The sequence below is a fragment of the Kribbella sp. NPDC050820 genome, from assembly GCF_040653975.1.
Taxonomy (GTDB): Bacteria; Actinomycetota; Actinomycetes; order Propionibacteriales; family Kribbellaceae; genus Kribbella.
Genome location: NZ_JBFAHB010000008.1, coordinates 16,254 through 35,042 on the forward strand (window position 1 = coordinate 16,254; position 18,789 = coordinate 35,042).

20 protein-coding genes are annotated in these 18,789 nt (G+C 70.0%); 9 read left to right on the forward strand and 11 right to left on the reverse strand.

Translation table 11 applies throughout. The features are described 5' to 3' along the window. Positions 1-75: 75 nt before the first annotated feature. Positions 76-531, forward strand: a complete 456-nt coding sequence (locus tag AB0H36_RS09845) for an Lrp/AsnC family transcriptional regulator (RefSeq protein ID WP_360519480.1) — start codon at positions 76-78, stop codon at positions 529-531. On the opposite strand, the gene AB0H36_RS09850 is transcribed toward AB0H36_RS09845, so the two are convergent. After that, positions 433-1,656: an MFS transporter gene (locus tag AB0H36_RS09850; protein WP_360519483.1), complete on the reverse strand. Its 1,224-nt coding sequence runs from the start codon at positions 1,654-1,656 to the stop codon at positions 433-435. The two genes, AB0H36_RS09845 and AB0H36_RS09850, sit on opposite strands and share 99 nt — an antisense overlap. Before the next feature lie 66 nt (positions 1,657-1,722). Between AB0H36_RS09850 and AB0H36_RS09855 the strand changes: the two genes are divergently transcribed. Continuing rightward, on the forward strand, positions 1,723-2,586 hold the full coding sequence (locus AB0H36_RS09855) for a winged helix-turn-helix transcriptional regulator (RefSeq protein WP_360519486.1): 864 nt from the start codon (positions 1,723-1,725) through the stop codon (positions 2,584-2,586). Here AB0H36_RS09855 and AB0H36_RS09860 read toward each other — a convergent pair. Beyond that, complete coding sequence (locus AB0H36_RS09860) at positions 2,573-3,460, reverse strand: alpha/beta hydrolase (protein ID WP_360519489.1); 888 nt, start codon at positions 3,458-3,460, stop codon at positions 2,573-2,575. The genes AB0H36_RS09855 and AB0H36_RS09860 overlap by 14 nt on opposite strands. Positions 3,461-3,525: 65 nt before the next feature. Here AB0H36_RS09860 and AB0H36_RS09865 point away from each other — a divergent pair, with 65 nt between their 5' ends. Together AB0H36_RS09865 and AB0H36_RS09870 are read left to right on the forward strand one after the other, a co-directional pair. Further along, positions 3,526-4,104, forward strand: coding sequence for a helix-turn-helix transcriptional regulator (locus AB0H36_RS09865; RefSeq protein WP_360519492.1), 579 nt, complete (start codon positions 3,526-3,528; stop codon positions 4,102-4,104). After that, the gene (locus AB0H36_RS09870) at positions 4,101-4,733 is read left to right on the forward strand and encodes a 4'-phosphopantetheinyl transferase superfamily protein (RefSeq protein WP_360519495.1); all 633 of its coding nucleotides are present in this window, start codon (positions 4,101-4,103) and stop codon (positions 4,731-4,733) included. The genes AB0H36_RS09865 and AB0H36_RS09870 overlap by 4 nt, the downstream gene beginning before the upstream one ends. Here AB0H36_RS09870 and AB0H36_RS09875 read toward each other — a convergent pair. From AB0H36_RS09875 to AB0H36_RS09895, 5 genes are read right to left on the reverse strand one after another with little or no spacing between them, the layout of a single operon-like run. Beyond that, positions 4,718-5,962, reverse strand: coding sequence for a glutamate-5-semialdehyde dehydrogenase (locus AB0H36_RS09875; RefSeq protein ID WP_360519498.1), 1,245 nt, complete (start codon positions 5,960-5,962; stop codon positions 4,718-4,720). The two genes, AB0H36_RS09870 and AB0H36_RS09875, sit on opposite strands and share 16 nt — an antisense overlap. A 43-nt stretch (positions 5,963-6,005) precedes the next feature. Further along, entirely contained in the window at positions 6,006-7,379 is a 1,374-nt protein-coding gene (locus AB0H36_RS09880) for an aldehyde dehydrogenase family protein (RefSeq protein WP_360519501.1), read from the reverse strand. Beyond that, positions 7,376-7,789, reverse strand: a complete 414-nt coding sequence (locus AB0H36_RS09885; protein ID WP_360519504.1) for a cupin domain-containing protein — start codon at positions 7,787-7,789, stop codon at positions 7,376-7,378. The genes AB0H36_RS09880 and AB0H36_RS09885 overlap by 4 nt, the downstream gene beginning before the upstream one ends. Further along, the gene (locus AB0H36_RS09890) at positions 7,786-8,103 is read right to left on the reverse strand and encodes a putative quinol monooxygenase (protein WP_360519507.1); all 318 of its coding nucleotides are present in this window, start codon (positions 8,101-8,103) and stop codon (positions 7,786-7,788) included. The genes AB0H36_RS09885 and AB0H36_RS09890 overlap by 4 nt, the downstream gene beginning before the upstream one ends. Then, on the reverse strand, positions 8,100-9,167 hold the full coding sequence (locus AB0H36_RS09895) for an Ldh family oxidoreductase (protein WP_360519510.1): 1,068 nt from the start codon (positions 9,165-9,167) through the stop codon (positions 8,100-8,102). Before AB0H36_RS09895 ends, AB0H36_RS09890 begins: the two co-directional genes overlap by 4 nt. An 80-nt stretch (positions 9,168-9,247) precedes the next feature. Here AB0H36_RS09895 and AB0H36_RS09900 point away from each other — a divergent pair, with 80 nt between their 5' ends. Beyond that, positions 9,248-9,910, forward strand: a complete 663-nt coding sequence (locus tag AB0H36_RS09900; RefSeq protein WP_360519513.1) for a GntR family transcriptional regulator — start codon at positions 9,248-9,250, stop codon at positions 9,908-9,910. A gap of 29 nt (positions 9,911-9,939) precedes the next feature. Here AB0H36_RS09900 and AB0H36_RS09905 read toward each other — a convergent pair whose 3' ends face one another. Next, the gene (locus tag AB0H36_RS09905; RefSeq protein ID WP_360519516.1) at positions 9,940-10,617 is read right to left on the reverse strand and encodes a response regulator; all 678 of its coding nucleotides are present in this window, start codon (positions 10,615-10,617) and stop codon (positions 9,940-9,942) included. Beyond that, positions 10,614-12,230: a sensor histidine kinase gene (locus tag AB0H36_RS09910; RefSeq protein ID WP_360519519.1), complete on the reverse strand. Its 1,617-nt coding sequence runs from the start codon at positions 12,228-12,230 to the stop codon at positions 10,614-10,616. The genes AB0H36_RS09905 and AB0H36_RS09910 overlap by 4 nt, the downstream gene beginning before the upstream one ends. A 98-nt stretch (positions 12,231-12,328) precedes the next feature. Between AB0H36_RS09910 and AB0H36_RS09915 the strand changes: the two genes are divergently transcribed. Genes AB0H36_RS09915 through AB0H36_RS09930 form a run of 4 tightly spaced genes read left to right on the forward strand, consistent with a single transcriptional unit; the run spans position 12,329 to position 15,799 of the window. After that, positions 12,329-13,387 (forward strand): tripartite tricarboxylate transporter substrate binding protein, encoded by a 1,059-nt coding sequence (locus AB0H36_RS09915; protein ID WP_360519522.1) that lies wholly within the window; start codon positions 12,329-12,331, stop codon positions 13,385-13,387. Then, positions 13,384-13,887: a tripartite tricarboxylate transporter TctB family protein gene (locus AB0H36_RS09920; protein ID WP_360519525.1), complete on the forward strand. Its 504-nt coding sequence runs from the start codon at positions 13,384-13,386 to the stop codon at positions 13,885-13,887. Before AB0H36_RS09915 ends, AB0H36_RS09920 begins: the two co-directional genes overlap by 4 nt. Beyond that, positions 13,887-15,407, forward strand: coding sequence for a tripartite tricarboxylate transporter permease (locus tag AB0H36_RS09925; RefSeq protein ID WP_360519528.1), 1,521 nt, complete (start codon positions 13,887-13,889; stop codon positions 15,405-15,407). The genes AB0H36_RS09920 and AB0H36_RS09925 overlap by 1 nt, the downstream gene beginning before the upstream one ends. Positions 15,408-15,409: 2 nt before the next feature. Continuing rightward, positions 15,410-15,799 carry a universal stress protein gene (locus tag AB0H36_RS09930; protein ID WP_360519531.1) on the forward strand — a complete coding sequence of 130 codons (390 nt, stop codon included), beginning with the start codon at positions 15,410-15,412 and terminating at the stop codon, positions 15,797-15,799. Positions 15,800-15,802: 3 nt separating this feature from the next. Here AB0H36_RS09930 and proB read toward each other — a convergent pair whose 3' ends face one another. Both proB and obgE read right to left on the reverse strand, forming a co-directional pair. Beyond that, positions 15,803-16,915 carry a glutamate 5-kinase gene (gene proB / locus AB0H36_RS09935; RefSeq protein ID WP_360519534.1) on the reverse strand — a complete coding sequence of 371 codons (1,113 nt, stop codon included), beginning with the start codon at positions 16,913-16,915 and terminating at the stop codon, positions 15,803-15,805. Positions 16,916-16,920: 5 nt separating this feature from the next. Continuing rightward, entirely contained in the window at positions 16,921-18,504 is a 1,584-nt protein-coding gene (gene obgE, locus AB0H36_RS09940; RefSeq protein WP_360519537.1) for a GTPase ObgE, read from the reverse strand. Between the last annotated feature and the right edge of the window lie 285 nt (positions 18,505-18,789).

Sequence of the window (18,789 nt, forward strand, 5' to 3'; positions counted from 1 at the left end):
AGGTCATACAAACGAATTAAAGGTAGAATAGGCTGTGCGCCTATGAATCTGCGGTGAATGGGGAGGTTCACGCCGATGGACGCAATCGACCGCCAGTTGCTCGAGGCACTCCGGGAGAACGGCCGCTCCAGCTGGGCCGAGCTCGGCCGCGTGGTCGGTCTGTCCGGCCCGAGCGTCCAGGAACGGGTCCGCCGGCTCGAGGAACGCGGCGTCCTCCTCGGGTACCGCGCCGTGGTCGCGCCGGAGCAGGTCGGGCTCGGCACCAGCGCCCTGATCGGCCTGTTCCAGCGTGACGACGTGGAGACCGACGACATCGTCGACCAGGTCCGCGAGATCGCCGCGGTCGAGGACTGCTGGTTCGTCGCCGGCGACCAGGAGCTCGTCGTGAAGGTCCGGGTGCCCGACGTCACCCAACTGGAAGCGGTGGTCGGCTCACTGCGCCGCGTCAACGGCGTGGTCCGCACCCGTACGACGGTCGTCCTGTCGACCCGCTGGGAGAGCCGCCCCGCACCGCTCCCCGAGCAGGACTAGTACGACGCCGGCCGCAAGCGCGAGCGCGGCCGCGACGGGGAAGAGCAACGTCGGCGCATGCTCGTACGCCGACCCACCAAGGGCCGGCGCGAGAAACATCCCACTGATCGACGCAGCGGCGTACAGACTCGAGTACCGGCCGACCATCCCCTCCGGCGCGGCGTCGGCGACATGAGCGGTGGCGGTCGGCTTGTACAGCATCTCCCCCGCCGTGATCACCACGATCGCGACCGTCGCCCCGGCCAGCGCCGGCCACACCCCGAGCACGGCCAGCCCAACGCCCACCAACCCGAATCCGACCGCGATCACGCGCAACGCCCGATGACTCCGCAGCCGTACGGCGAGCGGCGCCTCACAGCAAACGATCACGACCGAGCTCAGGCCGATCAGCACGCCGTACGCCACCGCAGGCGAGCCGGCATCCCGCAGCAGCAGCGGCATCGTGGCGAACACCTGCCGGTACACCGTGTCCACCACCACGATCGTTGCCAACAGCACCAACACCGCCCGGTCCCGCAGCAGCACCCGCCACATCCCGGACGACGCAACCCCAGCCGTACGACGCCCACCCGGCACGAATCGCCAGACGATCGCAGCCAGCACCAGACTCGACACCGCATCCAGTACGAAGACCAGCGAGAAGTCGTACGCCGCCAGCAGTCCACCCAACGGCGGTCCGATGGTGAAGCCCGCGTTGCTCGCCGTACGCGACAACGCGATGCCTTCCCGCCGACGCTCGTCAGGCAGCGCGGTCGCGACCAGTGCGCTGAGATTGGGCCGACTCGCTCCCCCGAACAGCCCGGCCAGCGCAGCAACGACGCCGAGAGCCGCGGTAGGCACCAGCGGCATCGCCGTGCAGCTGACAGCCCAGAGGAGCTGACTGGCCACGGCTGCGCTTCGCAATCCGAAGCGGTCGCCGAACCAGCCGCCGCCCAGGTTCCCGCCGAGCAGACCGACGCCGTACGCCGCCGCCGCAAAGCCGGCCTGCTGCGCCGACATCCCTCGGTCCTCGACCAGGTAGAGCGTCAGGTAGATCCAGGCCAGCGCCCCGGCCGAGCTCACCAGCTGGCCCACCATCACCGCCTTGAGCCAGCCCGGCAGTTCCGCGATCCGTCGCCAGTACATGGCACACCCCCAGGACACAGGTAGAGTGAGTTCCCAACAGGAACTTACTCTAATCTGGAGTCCGTGGTGCGTCGAAGCAGTTTCGAACCCGAGCCCGACTGTGCGATCGCGCAGTCCCTCGGCGTGATCGGCGACGGCTGGGAGCTGCTGATCGTCCGCGACCTGGCCCGCGGCGTCGATCGCTTCGACCAGCTCGCGGAGTCCCTGCACATCTCCCGCAAGGTGCTGACCGAGCGGCTGACCGGCCTGCTCGACAGCGGGATCGTCGAGCGGTCGCCGTACCAGGACCGCCCGACCCGTTACGCCTACCGGCTCACCCCGCGCGGCCGCGCGCTGCTCCCCGTGCTGGTCGCGCTCCAGGACTGGGGCGACCGCTGGCTGCTCGGCGATGGCTCACTCACCGGCACCAACGAGGACGACGAGCCGCCCGCTCACCGGATCCATCAACTCGAAGGCCAGCACATCCCGAAGATCGAGCTGCCATCCACAACCGGTACGGCGCTCGACGTCGTCGACCCGGACGCCCGGGCGACCATCCTCTTCGGCTATCCCGCGACCGGCCGGCCGACCCCGCTGCCGGACGGCTGGAGCGAGATCGCCGGTGCCAGCGGCTGCACGCTGGAGAACCGCCTCTTCGGAGCGAGGTACGACGAGTTCACCGCCCAACGGATCGCCATCCGCGGCGTCAGCACCCAGCGCCCCGACGAACAACGCGCGTTCGCGGCGTCCGAGGAGATCCCGCACGCACTGCTGTCCGACCAGGACCTCGAGCTGGCCGCCGCGCTCCGGCTGCCGACCTTCCGCGCCGGCGGGTACGAGCGGTTGAAGCGTGTCGTCCTCGTGGTCGGCCCGGATCGCGTCGTACAAGCGGTCAAATACCCGGTCACCGACATCGCGGAGGCCGTCGACTGGGCCTTCACGACTGCTTGAAGAACGCCTTGATCTCAGCCGCGACCCGGGCGACCGCCTGAGCGCTCCCGCGTGGGTTCGTCCCACCCGGGTCGCTGGACGAACCGTGGTCGAGACCTTCGAACTCGACCCGCCGGCAGTGCGGCAGCGCCTTTTCCAACGCGTCCCGGCCGGGCTTCAGAATCGGCAGCCCCTTGCTGCCGCCCATCAACAGGACCTCCGCGCCGACCGCGCGCATCTTGCCGAAGCTGCCGGCCAACTCGGCGATGATCACGCCTTCCTGATGGATCGTCGGCGCCAGCTTCCGCATGGTGACCGTGTCCGCCTCGGCGCCACGCTCCTCCTTGAGCAGCATCTTCTCGGTCATCCGCACCAGGATCCGCCGCGGGAACACCTTCAGGAACGCCGGCGCCAACTGCAGCCCGAACATGCTCGTCACCATCGCGGCCGGGATGTTCCCACGGGCAATCTCGTCATCGAAGCGAGCCAGCCACGCCCGATGCGCCACGCCGTCCGCGACCAGCGCGGGCTCGTAGACCGCCACCTTGCCGAGCGCCGGCAACGCCCGCGCCGCCTCCATCACGACCGCTCCCCCGGCACTCACCCCGAACGCCATCGAGGCGTCGGCGTCGGCCAACACGGCGGAGAGGTCTTCCACCTCGGTACGCACGGAGTGGTCAGGCCGGTGTGGACCGGACAACCCGCGCCCGCGCCGATCCGGCAGGTACACGGTGAAGTCGTCGGCCAGCGCCTGGGCGAGCAGCGTGTGACTGCGACTCGACTCCATGCTCCCGTGCACGAGGACGACCGCGGGACCGCGGCCGGTCTTCCAGTATCCGATCCGGGTGCCGTCGCAGGATTCCACCGCGCCCGGCGTCAGCTCAGTTGTCATCATGGCTCGATAGTCACACACGATCTAGTTACATTGCAACTAGTATCCGGAACACGTACGCTGACCCCATGACCCACCGCCGCTCCCCACTCGCGCTCGCGATCCTCGGGCTGCTCGAGAACGGGCCGCTGCACCCGTACGGGATGCAGCGGCTGATCAAGCAGTGGGGCAAGGACCAGGTCGTGAACGTCGGCCAGCGCACCAGCCTGTACCGGATGATCGACCGGCTGGAGGACGGCGGGCTGATCGCGGTCGGCGCGACCGAGCGGGACGAGCGCTACCCGGAGCGGACGACGTACCACCTGACCGAGGAAGGGCGGACGGTCTGCCGGCAGTGGCTGACCGAGATCATCACCACGCCGCGCAACGAGTTCCCCGAGTTCCCGGCGGCGCTGTCGTTCGTGATGCTGCTGCCGCCGGAGACGGCCGGCGAACTGCTCGCGGAACGGCGGGAGCGGCTCGACCAACGGATCAGGGACTACGACGCGGACCTGAGCGCGGAGAACGACGGACAGCCGGTGCCGCGGTGGGCGTTGCTGGAAACGGAATACCTGAAGGCGATCGCGCAGGCAGAGGTGCGCTGGATCGAGTCGATTGTCGACGATCTGCAGAACGGCACACTGACCTGGAAGCCGGGGCCGGTGTGACGGAGGTCGAGGTCTGGTGGGGGCGGATCGGGCAGGTGCGGGAGGAGTTCGCCGCCGAGCTGGATCCGTTCGAACGTCAACGCCACCAGGCCTACGTGCGCCCGGAGGACAAGGCGCGGTTCCTGCTCGGGTGCACGATCGTACGGCGGGTGCTCGCGAGCCGGCTCGCGTTGCCTCCAGCAAGCATCTCCCTCGACCGCACCTGCCCGAACTGCGGGAAGCCGCATGGAAAGGTGCGGGCCGATGGGGTCGAGTTGTCGGTGACGCACTCCGGGGAGCTGGTCGGGGTCGCGGTCAGCGAGCGCCCGGTCGGGCTGGACGTGGAGAAGGTCGATCCGGCGATCGATATCGACGGGCTGGCGCGGCTGAGCCTCGCGGAGGCGGAGATCGCGCAACTGGTGACAGCAGCCGACAAGCCGAGAGCGTTCCTGCGGCAGTGGACGCGCAAGGAAGCGATCGTGAAGGCGACCGGCGCCGGGCTCCGCGAGGATCTACGAACGATCACCGGTGTTCCGGAGGGAATGCAGGTGATCGAGCTACCGGTGGATCCCGGCTACTCGGCGGCTCTGGCGGTCGTTTCCGCCGAGCCGCCCGCCATCCAGACCAAGTCGGCTCAGGTCCTGATCTGACCTTCGCCGATCACGACGTACTTGGTCGACGTCATCTCCGGGAGGCCCATCGGGCCGCGGGCGTGGAGTTTCTGGGTCGAGATGCCGATCTCGGCGCCGAAACCGAACTCACCGCCGTCGGTGAAGCGGGTGCTGGCGTTGACGACCACCGCTGCCGAGTCGACCGCGGCGACGAACCGCCGGGCCGCGGCCTGGGAGCGGGTGATGATCGCGTCGGTGTGACCGGAGCTGTACCGGCGGATGTGCTGCACCGCCGCCTCCAGCGAGTCGACCACGGCGGCCGACAGGTCGAGCGAGTTGTACTCGGCGCCGAAGTCCTCCTCGGTCACCGCCACCACATCCTTGCCAGCAGCAACCACTGTCGGATCGCCGTGGACCGTCACGCCGGCCGACGCCAGCGCCGGCAGCGCCTTCGCCAGGAAGTCGGCGGCGACCGAGGAGTGCACCAGCAAGGACTCGGCCGCGTTGCAGACGCTCGGGCGCTGGGTCTTGGCGTTCAGCAGGATCTCCAGAGCGAGATCCAGGTCGGCGTCGGAGTCGACATAGACGTGGCAGTTGCCGACCCCGGTCTCGATCACCGGCACGGTCGACTCGGACACCACGGTCTGGATCAGGCCGGCGCCGCCACGCGGGATCAGTACGTCGACCAGCCCGCGCGCCTGCATGAGCTCCTTCACCGCGGCCCGGTCCGTCGGCACGCCTTGCACCACATCGGCCAGCAGACCGGCTTCCGTGGCAGCGTCCCGCAGTACGGCGACGATCGCTTCGTTGGACGCGGCGGCCGAGGACGACCCGCGCAGCAGCACTGCGTTGCCCGACTTCAGGCAGATGCCGGCCGCGTCGGCGGTCACATTCGGGCGGGCCTCGTAGATGATGCCGACCACGCCGAACGGCACCCGCACCTGGCGAAGCTCCAGCCCGTTCGGCAAGGTGTAGCCGCGGACGACCTCGCCGACCGGGTCGGTCAGACCGGCGAGCTGCTCGAGTCCGGCGGCCATCCCGTCGACGCGGGCCGGGTTCAGCGCCAGGCGGTCGACCGTGGACTCCGGCGTACCGGCCTCGCGGGCGGCCGCGACGTCCTTGGCGTTCGCCGCGACGATCGTGTCCGTGTTCGCCCGCAACGCCGCCGCCATCGCGTGCAGCGCCGCGTCCTTGGTCGCCCGGGAGGCCTCCGCCAGCGCGTACGACGCCTCGCGCGCCCGGCGGGCCAGCTCGATGATCTCGCTCACCCTCCCATCGTAGGGTGCTCGACCGTCGGCCGGCCCAGCCGTCTCAAGCCACCCAGTAGGTCCGGGTGTTGGTGAACTCGCGCAGCCCGGCAGCGGCCAGTTCGCGCCCGTACCCGCTCCGTTTGGTCCCGCCGAACGGCACCCGCGGATCGGAGGCCACGACCGCGTTGACGAAGGCCGCGCCGGACGTGATCCGCCGCGCCAGCCGCACGCCGCGGTCCGGATCACCGGTCCAGATGCTCAACCCCAGCCCGTACGGCGTCGCTCCGGCCAGCTCGGCCGCGTGATCGGCATCGCGAGCCACCGCCACTGCGGCGACCGGTCCGAACGTCTCCTCGTCGAACGCCGGCATCCCCGGCGCGGTCCCGGTCAGCACCGTCGGCTCGAAGAAGTACCCGGGCCCGTCGACACTCGCGCCACCCGCGACCAGCACTGCCCCGGCCGCGAGCGAAGCGTCCACCTGTCGCTGCAGGGCAGCCCGCAGGTCGTCCCGCGCCAACGGCCCGACCGCGACCGAGCGATCCGTCGGATCCCCGACCGCAAGCCCCTTCACACCGACCACGAACCGCTCGATGAACTCGTCCGCCACCGCCGCCTCGACGATGAACCGCTTTGCACAGACACAACTCTGCCCGGAGTTCGTGAACCGAGCCCGGACCGCGGCCGCAGCAGCTGCTTCGATATTCGCATCAGCCAGTACGACGAAGGCATCCGAGCCACCCAGCTCGAGCACGGACTTCTTCGACACCCGACCAGCAGCCGCACCCACTGCGGCCCCGGCCCGGTTGCTGCCGGTCAACGTGACCGCCGCGATCCGGTCGTCCGCGATCAGCCGCTCGATCGTCTCCGGTACGTCGGCCTCCTCCACGACCAGCGTCCGGACCAGGTGCTCCGGGAACCCGGCGGCGCGAAAGACAGCCTCGATCGCCAGAGCGGACCCGGTCACGTTCAGCGAGTGCTTCAGCAACACACCGTTGCCAGCAGCAAGCGTCGGTACGGCGAACCGCAGCACCTGCCAGACCGGGAAGTTCCACGGCATCACCGCGAGCACGAGCCCGATCGGCTCGTACGAGACCCACGCCCGCACGCCGTCGATCGCGACCGGCTCGTCGGCGAGGATCTCGGCACCCTTCGCCGCGTAGTACTCAGCGGTGACGGCCGACTTCTCGATCTCTCCTTCGGCCTCGCCGATCGGCTTGCCCATCTCGGCGGTGACCACGGCGGCCAAGTCGTCGGCCGAGCCGCGGAGCTCAGCAGCAAGCCGCGTCAAAACGTCCAACCGAGCAGCGACCGGCACGGCTCCCCACTCGGCCGCCGCCGCGGCCGCCTGTCCGACGACCTGCTCGAGCTCGGCCGGCGTCATCGCGCCGTACGTCGCCAGCATGTTCCCGTTGGCGGGGTTGATCGTGGTGATCATCGGGCGCTCAACCCGCCGCGGTCGTTGTCCGACAGGTGCTCGAAGGTCTCGCCGGTCGCGGTCATGGTCCGGGTCACGTCGCGTCCGCCGTACACCCAGTAGATCCGCATCGGGGTGGTGCCGCGGTTGTAGAACCGGTGCGGGACGCCGGCCGGGACCCAGGTCGCGTCACCGGCGACCAGGTCGAACTCCTCGCCGTCGATCACCGCGACCGCGTCGCCCTCGAGGATCAGGACCGACTCCTCGACGTTGTGGCTGTGCAGCGGCAGCCCGGTGCCCGGGGCGAACACGGTCTGCCCGGTGGTGATCCGGTTGGTCTCGGAGTTCCAGCGGCCGACGTACGGCAGCGTGACGACGCCGTTGCCACGGTCGAACGGCTCGACCTCCCCTGGACGGATCAAAAGGTTCATCGGTTGTCCTCAGCAGAGTGGTGAAAGAGCCGGTTGGCCAGGGTGTTGGCCTGGCTGCCCGGTACGACGTGTGCCGCGACGGCCTCCCGCCAGACCGGGAAGTGCGGGGCCGCGCGGTGCGCCTCGACGGCGGCGTCGTCGGCGTACACCTCGTACAGCGTGAAGTGGTGGTCGTCGGCCTGGTCCTGGCTGACGTCGAAGTACAGGCAGCCCGGCTCGCCGGTGAACGAACGCTCGGCCTGTGCCCGGATCGCGTCGACGAACTTGTCGAGGTGTCCAGGAACTACCTGGAGGGAGACGGTGAGGCTGATCATGCGGCGAGTTCCTCCGTGGGTGGTAGGTCGACCTGGGTCTCGGCGGCGAGGGTGACCAGGCTGGTCCAGGTGGTGGCGGTCAGGGTGATGCCGGCGACGGCGTTGGCAGCCAGGTTCTGGTCCTCCAGCTCGCCCGGGACGAGGATCCGGTCCGCCCAGGCGGCGGTCTCGGCCGATCGGGTAGCGTCGACCAGGGCTTCGGCGCGCTCGGCGTACGCCGCCGGATCGCCCATGGCAGCGACGTCGATCGTGAGTAGCAGATGCCCGACTCCGCTGGGCGCGTCCGGGTGGTACGGCCCGGCCACGTCGGTGCCGAACGCGCTGCCGGTCAGCACGCCGGCCAGGACGTCGAACATGAACGAGATCACGTAGCCCTTCGGCCCGGCCATCGGCAGGATCAGGCCCTCGATCGCGCTCCGCGGGTCGGTGGTCGGATTGCCGTCGGCGTCGGCGGCCCAGCCCTCCGGGATCTCGGTACCGCGCTCGGCGGCGAGATAGACCTTGCCGCGAGCAACGGCTGTGTTGGCCAGGTCCATCACGACCGTCCCGTGCCGTCCGGCCGGCGCCGCGATCGACCAGGGGTTGGTGCCGACGCTCTTGTTCCGGCCGCCCCACGGGGCCATCGCCGGGCTGGCGTTCGTGCAGAGGAACGCGACGCAGCCCTCGTCGGCGGCCTTGCGGGTGAAGTACGCCGCGGTGCCGAAGTGGCCGGAGTTCCGGATGCCGATCGCGCTCACGCCGTACTCACGGGCCCGTTGGACGCCCAGCGTGACGGCCTGGTCGGTGATGACCTGACCGATGCCGTTGCGGCCGTCGAGCACCACCAGCGCGCCGGTGTCGCGGACGCGCTCGGTCCGGGTGACCCGCTCCATCGCGCCGCTGCGAAGGCGGGCGACGTACCAGGGCAGGCGGAGCATGCCGTGCGAGGCGTGCCCCCACAGCTCGGCGGTCACCAGGGTGTCGGCCAGGAGGTGTGCGTCGGGCCCGGGCACGCCTTCGGCGCGCAGCACGGCCTCGGTGAACGCCTGCAGCGCCTCCGGGCGGGTCCGCTGGGCTGACGCCATCCGTTGCTCCGATCTGGCGGTTACGATGACTGGGACTACGGAAGCATACTTGTATACAAGTGTGCAAAGGGAGAGACCAGATGACGGACAAACTGCGGCGCGCCTCCGGCGGCCAGGTCGTGTACGCCGAGCTGAAGCGGCAGATCCTGTCGCTCGAGCTGCCACCGGGCCGGCGGCTGTTCGAGCCTGAGCTCTCCCAGCAGCTGCAGGTCAGCCGCACGCCGCTGCGCGAGGCGCTCCGGTTGTTGCTGGCCGAGGACCTGGTGGACCAGCTGCCCACCGGCGGGATGGTCGTGCGGTCGCTCTCGGCCCAGGAGATCGACGAGCTCTACACGGTCCGGGCCGCGCTGGAGGGGCTGATGGCGGCCGAGGCGGCCGAGCGGATGACCGACGAGGGGGCGGAGGCGCTCACCCGGTTGGTGGCGCGGAACGAGCGGCTGGTCGAGTTCGCCGAGGACGCGATGAACGCCGGTCACGACTTCCACCTCGAGATCGCCGAGATCGCCGCGCACGGGTGGGCGGCCCGGCTGCACCAGCAGGTCGACGGTCAGATGGCGCGGTACCGGGCGTTCACGAACCAGTCGCAGCTCCGCCGGACCGCCGCGCTGGAGGAGCACCGCGGCATCCTCGACGCGCTGGTGACCCGCGACGCCGCCCGGGCTCGTCAGCTCGCCGAGGAGCACGTCCTGACCGCCCGCGACACCGCCCTGTCCGCAATCGGCGAGCGCCTACCCAGCGCGTGAGGAGTCCACGTGGCGCCCGAGCAGTCGGCCTAGCGCCTGAGCAGCCGGTATCGACGCTCCGGCCGGCCGGCGACGCCGTACCGCGGCCGCATCTCCGCGCGCCCGATCGTCACCAGGTGCTCGAGGTAGCGCCGGGTGCTGCTGCGGGACAACCCGGTCACCGACGCACAGTCGCTGGCCGACATCCCGTCCTCCGCGGCGTCGCCGAGCGCCTTGATCACCAGATCCGTCGTCTCCGGGCTGATCCCCTTCGGCGCCACCGGACGACGCCCCTGCGCACGGAACACCCGGTCGACCTCCGCCTGATCGACGTCGGTCAACCGCTGGAGCTCCTCCCGGTGCTCGGCGTACTCCGTCAGCTTCCCGCGCAGCGACTCGATCTCGAACGGCTTGACCAGGTACTGGAACACGCCGCCGCGCAACGCCGTACGGACGCTCTCCAGATCACGCGCCGCGCTGATCACGATGACGTCGACCGGGTAGTCGCCCGACGACTCCCGAAACCGCCGCAATACCTCCAACCCGCTCATGTCCGGCAGGTGGATGTCGAGCAGGACGAGATCCGGCCGCAGCGAGCGTACGGCGGCCAGCGCCTCGTGACCGTTGCGCGCGGCACCGACGACCTCGAACCCGGGCTGGCGCGACACCACGCTCGAGTGCAGCCGCGCCACCATGAAGTCGTCGTCGACCACGAGCACCTGGATCATGTCCGCACCACCGGGGCCAGCATCGGCAGAGTCGCCACGAACACGGCTCCCGCGTCGTTGTGCACGGTCACGTCGCCACCGCGCTTGCGGCAGATCACCCGGACCAGCGCCAGCCCGATCCCGTGCTCGCCGGACTCACTGTTCTTCGTGCTGTACCCATGCGCGAACACCCGATGCTGCATCGCACTGTCCACGCCCGGACCGGAGTCCTGGACCTGGATCCGTACGGCGCCCTCGCGCTCGAGCACCTCCACGGACACGAACGGATCGGGCGCTCCCGCGGCGGCGTCGAGCGCGTTGTCCACCAGGTTGCCGAGCACCGTCGAGACGTCGGTCGCCAGCCGCTCGTCCAGCCGCGGCAGCAGGCTGCTCGGCTCGATCACGAACGTGACCCCGCGCTCGCCGGCCTGTGACGACTTCGCGATCAGCAGCGCGGCGACGGCCGGATCGGCGACCCGGGCGGTGACGCCGGCGGTCAGCTCGGTCTGGTCGGCGGCGACCTGCTGGATGTAGCGCAGGACCTCGTCGTACTCGCCGAGCTCGACGAGACCGCTGACGATGTGCATCCGGTTGCTGAACTCGTGAGCCTGGGCACGCAGCGTGTCGGTGGTGTTGCGGGTCAGGTCGAGCTCGCGCTGCAGCTCCAGCAGCTCGGTCCGGTCGCGGAAGGTCGCGACCCAGCCGATCTGCCGGCCGTGACTGCGGACCGGCATCCGGCTCGAGGTCAGCACCCGTCCGTGCAGCGGCAGGATCCGGTCGGTGACGGGTTGCGGTCCGTCGAAGATCTCCACCAGCCGGCCGGTGTCGTCCACTTCGGTCAGCGCCCGTCCGGCCGACGCCACCGGGATGCCGAGCAGGTGCGCCGCCTGGTCGTTCACCATGGTGATCCGCCACTGGAGATCGACTGCGAGGACGCCCTCCTTGATGCCGTGCAGCAGCGCCTCACGCTGCTCCACCAGCCCGGTGATCTCGCGCGGCTCCAGGCCCAGCGTCTGGCGCTTCACCGTCCTTGCCAGCAGCAACGACCCGAGTACGCCGAGCAGGCTCGCGATCCCGAGATAGGCGAGCAGGTTGGGCAGCGCCTCGCGGAGGCTGGCCATGACGGAGGGGTACTGCCGCCCGACCACCACCACGCCATCAGTCGCCCCGCTCGGGTCGTTGAGGATCGGCGCCATCGCGAGCGTGGCACCGGTGACCTCGTCCTGCCCGATCCAGGACCGGCCGCTGAACGCGTCCGTCTGCTGCACCCGCACCACGGAGTTCTTCGGCAGCGGATCGGTGGAGATGATGGCCCGCCGGTCCTCGAGCGCGATCACGACGTACGTCGAACCGGACAGCGTCCGCCCGGACTCCACCTGGGTCTGTGCCTGGCCCATGAAGTCCGTGCCGTTCGAGGCGGCCGCCTTCCGCACGCCGGACGTCACCGCCAGCCACTCGGCGATCTCGAGCGCCCGCCCGCCCTCGTTCTCGCGGAAGCGGGCGTTGGACTGGGCCACCGAGACCGCGGCGACACCGATCAGGACGACCAGCACGATCAGCAGCTGCATGGCCAGCATCCGCCCGGCCAGCGTCCAGCGACGCCGGCCAAGGAGCGCTCGCCACCTCGGTTTCACGGCTCGATTGTGCTCGGGAGCGCCGGATCGCGCCATCTTTGGCGTGAGCACAATGAACACAACGCACATTGCGTTCACAACGGTGACACCCTGAGCAGGTGCGCGGGACGCTGGCGGCGACCGGACCCCTGCAGACCAAGGAGACCGCCGTGAAAGCACGGACCTGGTTCACCAGTATCGCCACCGTGGCGGCGCTCGCCGTCGCGGCCACCGGCTGTGGCGTCAGCGCCGACGACAACGCCTCCGGCGGCACCGACAGCGGCCCGGTGAAGGGCCTGCGCATCCTCGTGCCGAACTCCCCCGGCAGCGGCTACGACACCACCGCCCGCGCCGCCGCCAAGGCAATGCAGGACGCCAAGCTGACCGACACCGTCGAGGTGTTCAACACCGCCGGCGCCGGTGGCACCGTCGGCCTGCAGCGGCTGGTGAACGAGAAGGGCAAGGAAGACATCCTGATGCAGATGGGGCTCGGCGTCGTCGGGGCCGTCTACACCAACAAGTCGAAGGCCACCCTGCAGGACACCGTCCCGGTCGCCAAGCTGATCGAGGAGGCGGAGGCGATCGTGGTGCCGAAGGGATCGCCGTACACCAGCCTTGACCAGCTCGTCACGGCCTGGAAGGCCGACCCGGGCAAGGTGCCGGTCGGCGGCGCGTCCAACGCCGGCGGGCCGGACCACCTGACCCCGATGCTGCTGGCGAAGGCGGTCGGCGTGCCGCCGAAGGAGGTCAACTACGTGCCGTACGACGGCGGCGGCGAGCTGCTGACCGCGGTGCTCGGCAAGAAGCTCGCGTTCGCGGCGACCGGGATCGGCGAGGTCGCCGAGCAGGCCAAGGCCGGTGACGTGAAGATCCTCGCGGTCACCACCGAGAACCCGGTCGAGGGTGTCGACGCCCCGACGCTGAAGAGCCTCGGCATCGACCTGGTCTTCACCAACTGGCGCGGGATCGTCGCGCCGCCGGAGCTGTCCGACGCGAAGAAGCAGGAGTACGTCGACCTGCTCACCAAGATGCACGACTCCGAGCAGTGGAAGAAGACGCTGGCCGACCAGGGCTGGACCGACGCCTTCCAGACCGGTGACGAGTTCAAGACCTTCCTGACGGCGGAGAACGAGCGGGTCGCCGGCGTGCTGCAGGAACTGGGTCTCACGTCCTCATGAGCACCCCGTCCACGAGCGCGAAGCAGGGCCGCTCCGAACTCGGAGTGGCCCTCCTGCTCCTGATCCTCGGCGGCTGGGCCGTGGTCGACGCGCTGCGGCTCCCCGAACTGCAGACGACCGGGCCGGTCGACGCCAAGACGGTCCCGCTCGCCGTCGGCGGGCTGCTGATCGTGACGGCCGTACTGCTCGCGATCGACATCCTGCGCGGCGGGCGGGGTGAGCAGGAGGCCGGCGAGGACGTCGACCTCGGCCACGGCAGCGACTGGAAGACCCTCGGGCTGCTGGCCGCGGCCTTCGTGGCGAACATCCTGCTGATCGAACGCCTCGGCTGGCCGGTCTCCGGCGCGGTGCTGTTCTTCGGTACGGCGTACGCGCTCGGCAGCCGGCACCTGATCCGGAACGCGATCATCTCGATCGCGCTGTCGGTCGGCACCTGGTACCTGTTCAACGTCGCGCTGGGCATCCCCCTGCCGGTCGGCATCCTCAAGGGAATCCTCTGATGGACGCATTCTCCGAACTGCTGAACGGATTCGCCACCGCGGCCCAGCCGACCAACCTGATGTACGCCTTCCTCGGCGTCCTGCTCGGCACCGCGATCGGCGTCCTGCCGGGCATCGGCCCGGCGATGACCATCGCGCTGCTGCTGCCGCTGACCTACTCGCTCGAGCCGACCCAGGCGTTCATCATGTTCGCCGGCATCTACTACGGCGGCATGTACGGCGGCTCGACCACCTCGATCCTGCTGAACACACCAGGTGAGAGCGCGTCGGTGGTGACCGCGATCGAAGGCAACAAGATGGCCCGAAGAGGCCGCGCGGCCGCCGCCCTGGCAACCGCGGCCATCGGGTCGTTCGTGGCCGGCACGATCGGCACGCTCTGTCTCGCGTTGCTGGCCCCGGCCGTGGTCAAGCTGGCCCTCCAGATGGGCGCCCCGGACTACTTCGCCGTCATGGTGCTGGCGTTCGTCGCCGTCACCACCGTGCTCGGCTCGTCGAAGATCCGCGGCCTGGCCTCGCTCGCGATCGGGCTGCTGATCGGCCTGATCGGGATCGACCCGACCTCGGGGCAGCAGCGGCTCACGCTGGGCATCCCGGAACTTGCCGACGGCATCGACGTCGTGGTGGTCGCGGTCGGCCTGTTCGCGGTCGGCGAGGCGCTGTGGATCGCCGCGCACCTGCGCCGTACCCCGGCCGAGATCATCCCGGTCGGCGCCGCCCGGATGGACCGCGCCGACTGGCGCCGGTCCTGGAAGCCGTGGCTGCGCGGGACCGCGATCGGCTTCCCGTTCGGCGCCGTACCGGCCGGTGGCGCGGAGATCCCGACGTTCCTGTCGTACGTGACCGAGAAGAAGCTGAGCAAGCACCCGGAGGAGTTCGGCAAGGGTGCGATCGAGGGCGTCGCCGGTCCCGAGGCGACGAACAACGCGTCGGCCGCGGGCGGTCTGGTTCCCCTGCTCACGCTGGGAATCCCGACCACCGCGACCGCCGCGGTGATGCTCGGCGCCTTCCAGGGCTACGGCATCCAGCCCGGCCCGCGGTTGCTGGACACGCAGCCGGAGCTGGTCTGGGGCCTGGTCGCCAGCCTGTTCATCGGCAACGCGATCCTGCTCGCGCTGAACCTGCCACTCGCGCCGATGTGGGCCAAGCTGCTGCGGATCCCCCGGCCGTACCTGTACGCCGGCATCCTGTTCTTCGCCAGCATCGGCGCCTACGCCGCGAACCTGTCCACCTTCGACCTGTGGCTGCTGTTCGTGATCGGCGCGCTCGGCTTCGCGATGCGCCGCTACGGGCTGCCGGTGGTGCCGGCGATCATCGGCATCATCCTCGGCCCGACCGCGGAGGAGCAGATGCGGCGTGCGCTGCAGATCAGCGACGGCGCCATCAGCGGTCTCTACAACACCTGGTTCTCCAAGACCGTGTACGTCGTCATCCTGCTGCTGCTCGTGGTTCCGCCGCTGGTCGGCCGGATCCGCAGCCGCAGGAAGGCCGACAAACCCCAGCCTGCCGAGAAGGGAGAGTAGCCGTGGCGATCATCGTCGGATACGTGCCGACCCAGGAGGGCGTGGCCGCTCTCGAGAGTGCCATCGAGGAGGCCAAGATCCGCGACCAGCGGCTCGTCGTGGTGAACTCCAGCCGTGGCGAGGCCCTCGTCGACAAGCGGTACGCGAGTCACGACCAGTGGGACTCGGTCGAGCACCGACTGGCCGAGTCCGGCGTCGAGCACGAGCTCAAACAACTCGTGGACGGCAAGGACGCCGCCGACCAGATCCTCACCCTGGCCCACGAGCTGAACGCCGAGCTCATCGTGATCGGACTCCGCCGCCGCTCCCCCGTCGGCAAACTCCTGATGGGCAGCCAGGCCCAGACCATCCTGCTCCAGTCCGACTGCCCGGTCCTGGCGGTCAAGCCCTAGGTCTCACAGCAGGACCAGGTCGTCGCGGTGGACCACTTCACGTTCGTACGCCGCCCCGAGCTCCCGGGCCAGGTCGCGAGTCGAGCGACCCAGCAGGTCCGGGAGCTCGGTCGCGTCGTAGTTGACCAGGCCACGGGCGACGACGACTCCCGCGGGTGAGACCAGGTCGACGGGATCACCCGCGGAGAAGGTCCCCTCGACACCGGAGATTCCGGCTGGCAGGAGCGACGTACGGCGCTCGGTCACCGCGCGGACCGCACCTTCGTCGAGGCGGAGGCGGCCTTGGCCGGAGGTGGCGTGGGCGAGCCAGAGCAGGCGGGTCTTGCGGCGGCGGCCGGTCGGGTGGAAGAGCGTGCCGACCGGCAAGCCCTTCAGCGCGTCGCCGACCCGCGCGGCCGACGTCAGGACGACCGGAATCCCAGCCTCCGTCGCGATTGCGGCCGCTTCCACCTTCGTCTGCATGCCGCCGGTGCCGACTCCCGACGTCCCGGTCCGGCCGATCTTCAGCTTCTCGAGATCCGCCGCTCCACGGACGTCGGCGACCATCGACGTACCCGGCTTGCGCGGGTCCCCGTCGTACAGGCCGTCGACGTCCGACAGCAGAAGCAGCAGATCGGCGTGCACCAAGTGACTGGTCAGCGCGGCGAGCCGGTCGTTGTCACCGAACCGGATCTCGGTCGTCGCGACCGTGTCGTTCTCGTTCACGATCGGTACGACGCCCAGCTCGAGCAACCGCGCGAACGTCCGGTACGCGTTGCGGTAGTGGCTTCGCCGGGTCACGTCGTCGACCGTCAGCAGCACCTGGCCGACCTTCAACCCGTGTGCCGCGAACGCGTCGCTGTAGCGAGCCATCAGCAGGCCCTGCCCGACCGACGCCGCCGCCTGCTGCGTGGCCAGGTCGCGCGGTCGCGTGCGCAGGCCCATCGGAGCCAGCCCGGCCGCGATCGCACCGGACGACACGAGCACGACCTCGGTTCCCTCGACCCGGCGCGCGGCGATGGCGTCGACGAGCAGCCGCAGGCGTGCCACATCGATCTTGCCGCGCTGGGTCAGGGAGGACGAGCCGACCTTCACCACGATCCGCGTGGCCTTCACGGCCTCCGCGCGATGTTTCATCGAAATCAACCGTTCTGGTCGAGTTCCTTCTGAGCTTCGAGCTCACGCGCCTCCTTGCGCGCCAGCTTCTCCGCCTTCTCTGCCGCTCGCTTCGCCTCGGCCGGGGACATGTCGACCTCGTCCTCGATCCAGCCCTGCCCGTACTCGGACCGGTCCGTGACGATCTCGCCGGACCGGTGGGCGTGGTACTCGGTGTCCTTCTGCCGGCGCCGCTGGGCCGCCGGGCGGGCCTCCTCGAGCCGGTGGTCCTCACCGCGCCGGGCCAGGATCTCGGCGCCGGCCTGGACGTCCGGCGCGAAGTCGAACACGATCGCGTTCGGCCCGTCGCCGATCACGACCGCGTCTCCGGGGAGCGCACCCAGCTTGAGCAGCTCCTCCTCGACCCCGAGCCGGTTCAGCCGGTCGGCCAGGTAGCCGGTCGCCTCCGCGTTCGCGAAGTCGGTCTGCTTCACCCAGCGCTCGGGCTTGTCGCCCTGCACCAGCCAGCCGCCGTCCTCCGGCAGCTTCTTCACCTTGAACTCGGGACCGCCCTGCGCCTGCGGCCGGATCACGATCCGCGTGGTGTCGGGCTTCTCCGCCTCGGCCCGGCTCTTGCCGACGATCTCGGCCATCGCGAACTTCAGCGCTTCCAGGCCTGCGTGGCTCGCGGTCGAGATCGGGAACACCCGCAGTCCGCGCTGCTCCAGCTCGGCCTGCACCATCTCCGCGATCTCCCGCGCGTCCGGTACGTCGATCTTGTTCAGGGCAACGAGTCGCGGCCGGTCGTCCAGCCCGCCATGGGCCTGTAGCTCGGCCTCGATCGTGTCGAGGTCGCTGACCGGGTCCCGGCCCGGCTCGTACGTCGCGCAGTCGATCACGTGCACGAGCGCCGCGCACCGCTCGACGTGCCGCAGGAAGTCGTGCCCGAGCCCGCGCCCCTCGCTCGCGCCCTCGATCAGCCCGGGTACGTCGGCCACGGTGAAGATGGTGTCACCGGCAACGACCACGCCGAGGTTCGGGATCAGGGTCGTGAACGGGTAGTCGGCGATCTTCGGCCGGGCCCGGCTGATCGACGCGACCAGCGAGGACTTGCCGGCACTCGGGAAGCCGACCAGGCCGACGTCGGCGACCACCTTGAGCTCGAGGACGAGGATGCGTTCCTCGCCGTCCTCGCCGAGCAGTGCGAAGCCGGGAGCCTTGCGGGTGCTGCTGGCCAGGGCCGCGTTGCCGAGGCCGCCCTTACCGCCCTGGGCCGCGACGAACTGCGCGCCGGGGCCGACCAGGTCGGCGAGGACCTCGCCGTTCACCGTGCTGATGACGGTGCCGTCCGGGACCGGCAGGACGACGTCGGCGCCATTGCTGCCGGCCTGGTGGTCACCCTTGCCCTGGGCACCGTTCGTGGCGGTGCGGTGGCTGGAGCGGTGATAGTCGACCAGCGTGGTCACGTCCGGGTCGACGCGCAGGATCACGCTGCCGCCGTCACCGCCGTTGCCGCCGTCCGGGCCGCCGAGCGGCTTGAACTTCTCCCGGTGCACCGAGGCGCACCCGTTTCCGCCGCGGCCCGCGGCAACCTGCACCGTGACCCGATCGACAAAGCTGGGAATCGCCACGACCTTCTCTACTTCCTGTAGTCCATCACCCCGCCCAACCGAGCGAGAGCTCCAACCAACCCACCCACGCCGATGGGCTTACAACCCACCCACGCCGGTGGACGTTCAACCCACCCACGCCGGTTGGGGTTCAACCCCAGCCCACGCCGGTGGGCTTTGATTCATTCCCCGCCCCGAGCGAAGCGAGGGGCGGTTCTTTTCTTTTCTTGTCTTACACAGCCGAAGGGCGGGTCCGCGGTATTCCGCGACCCGCCCTTCGACAGAGCTTGAAATACGTCCGGGCGG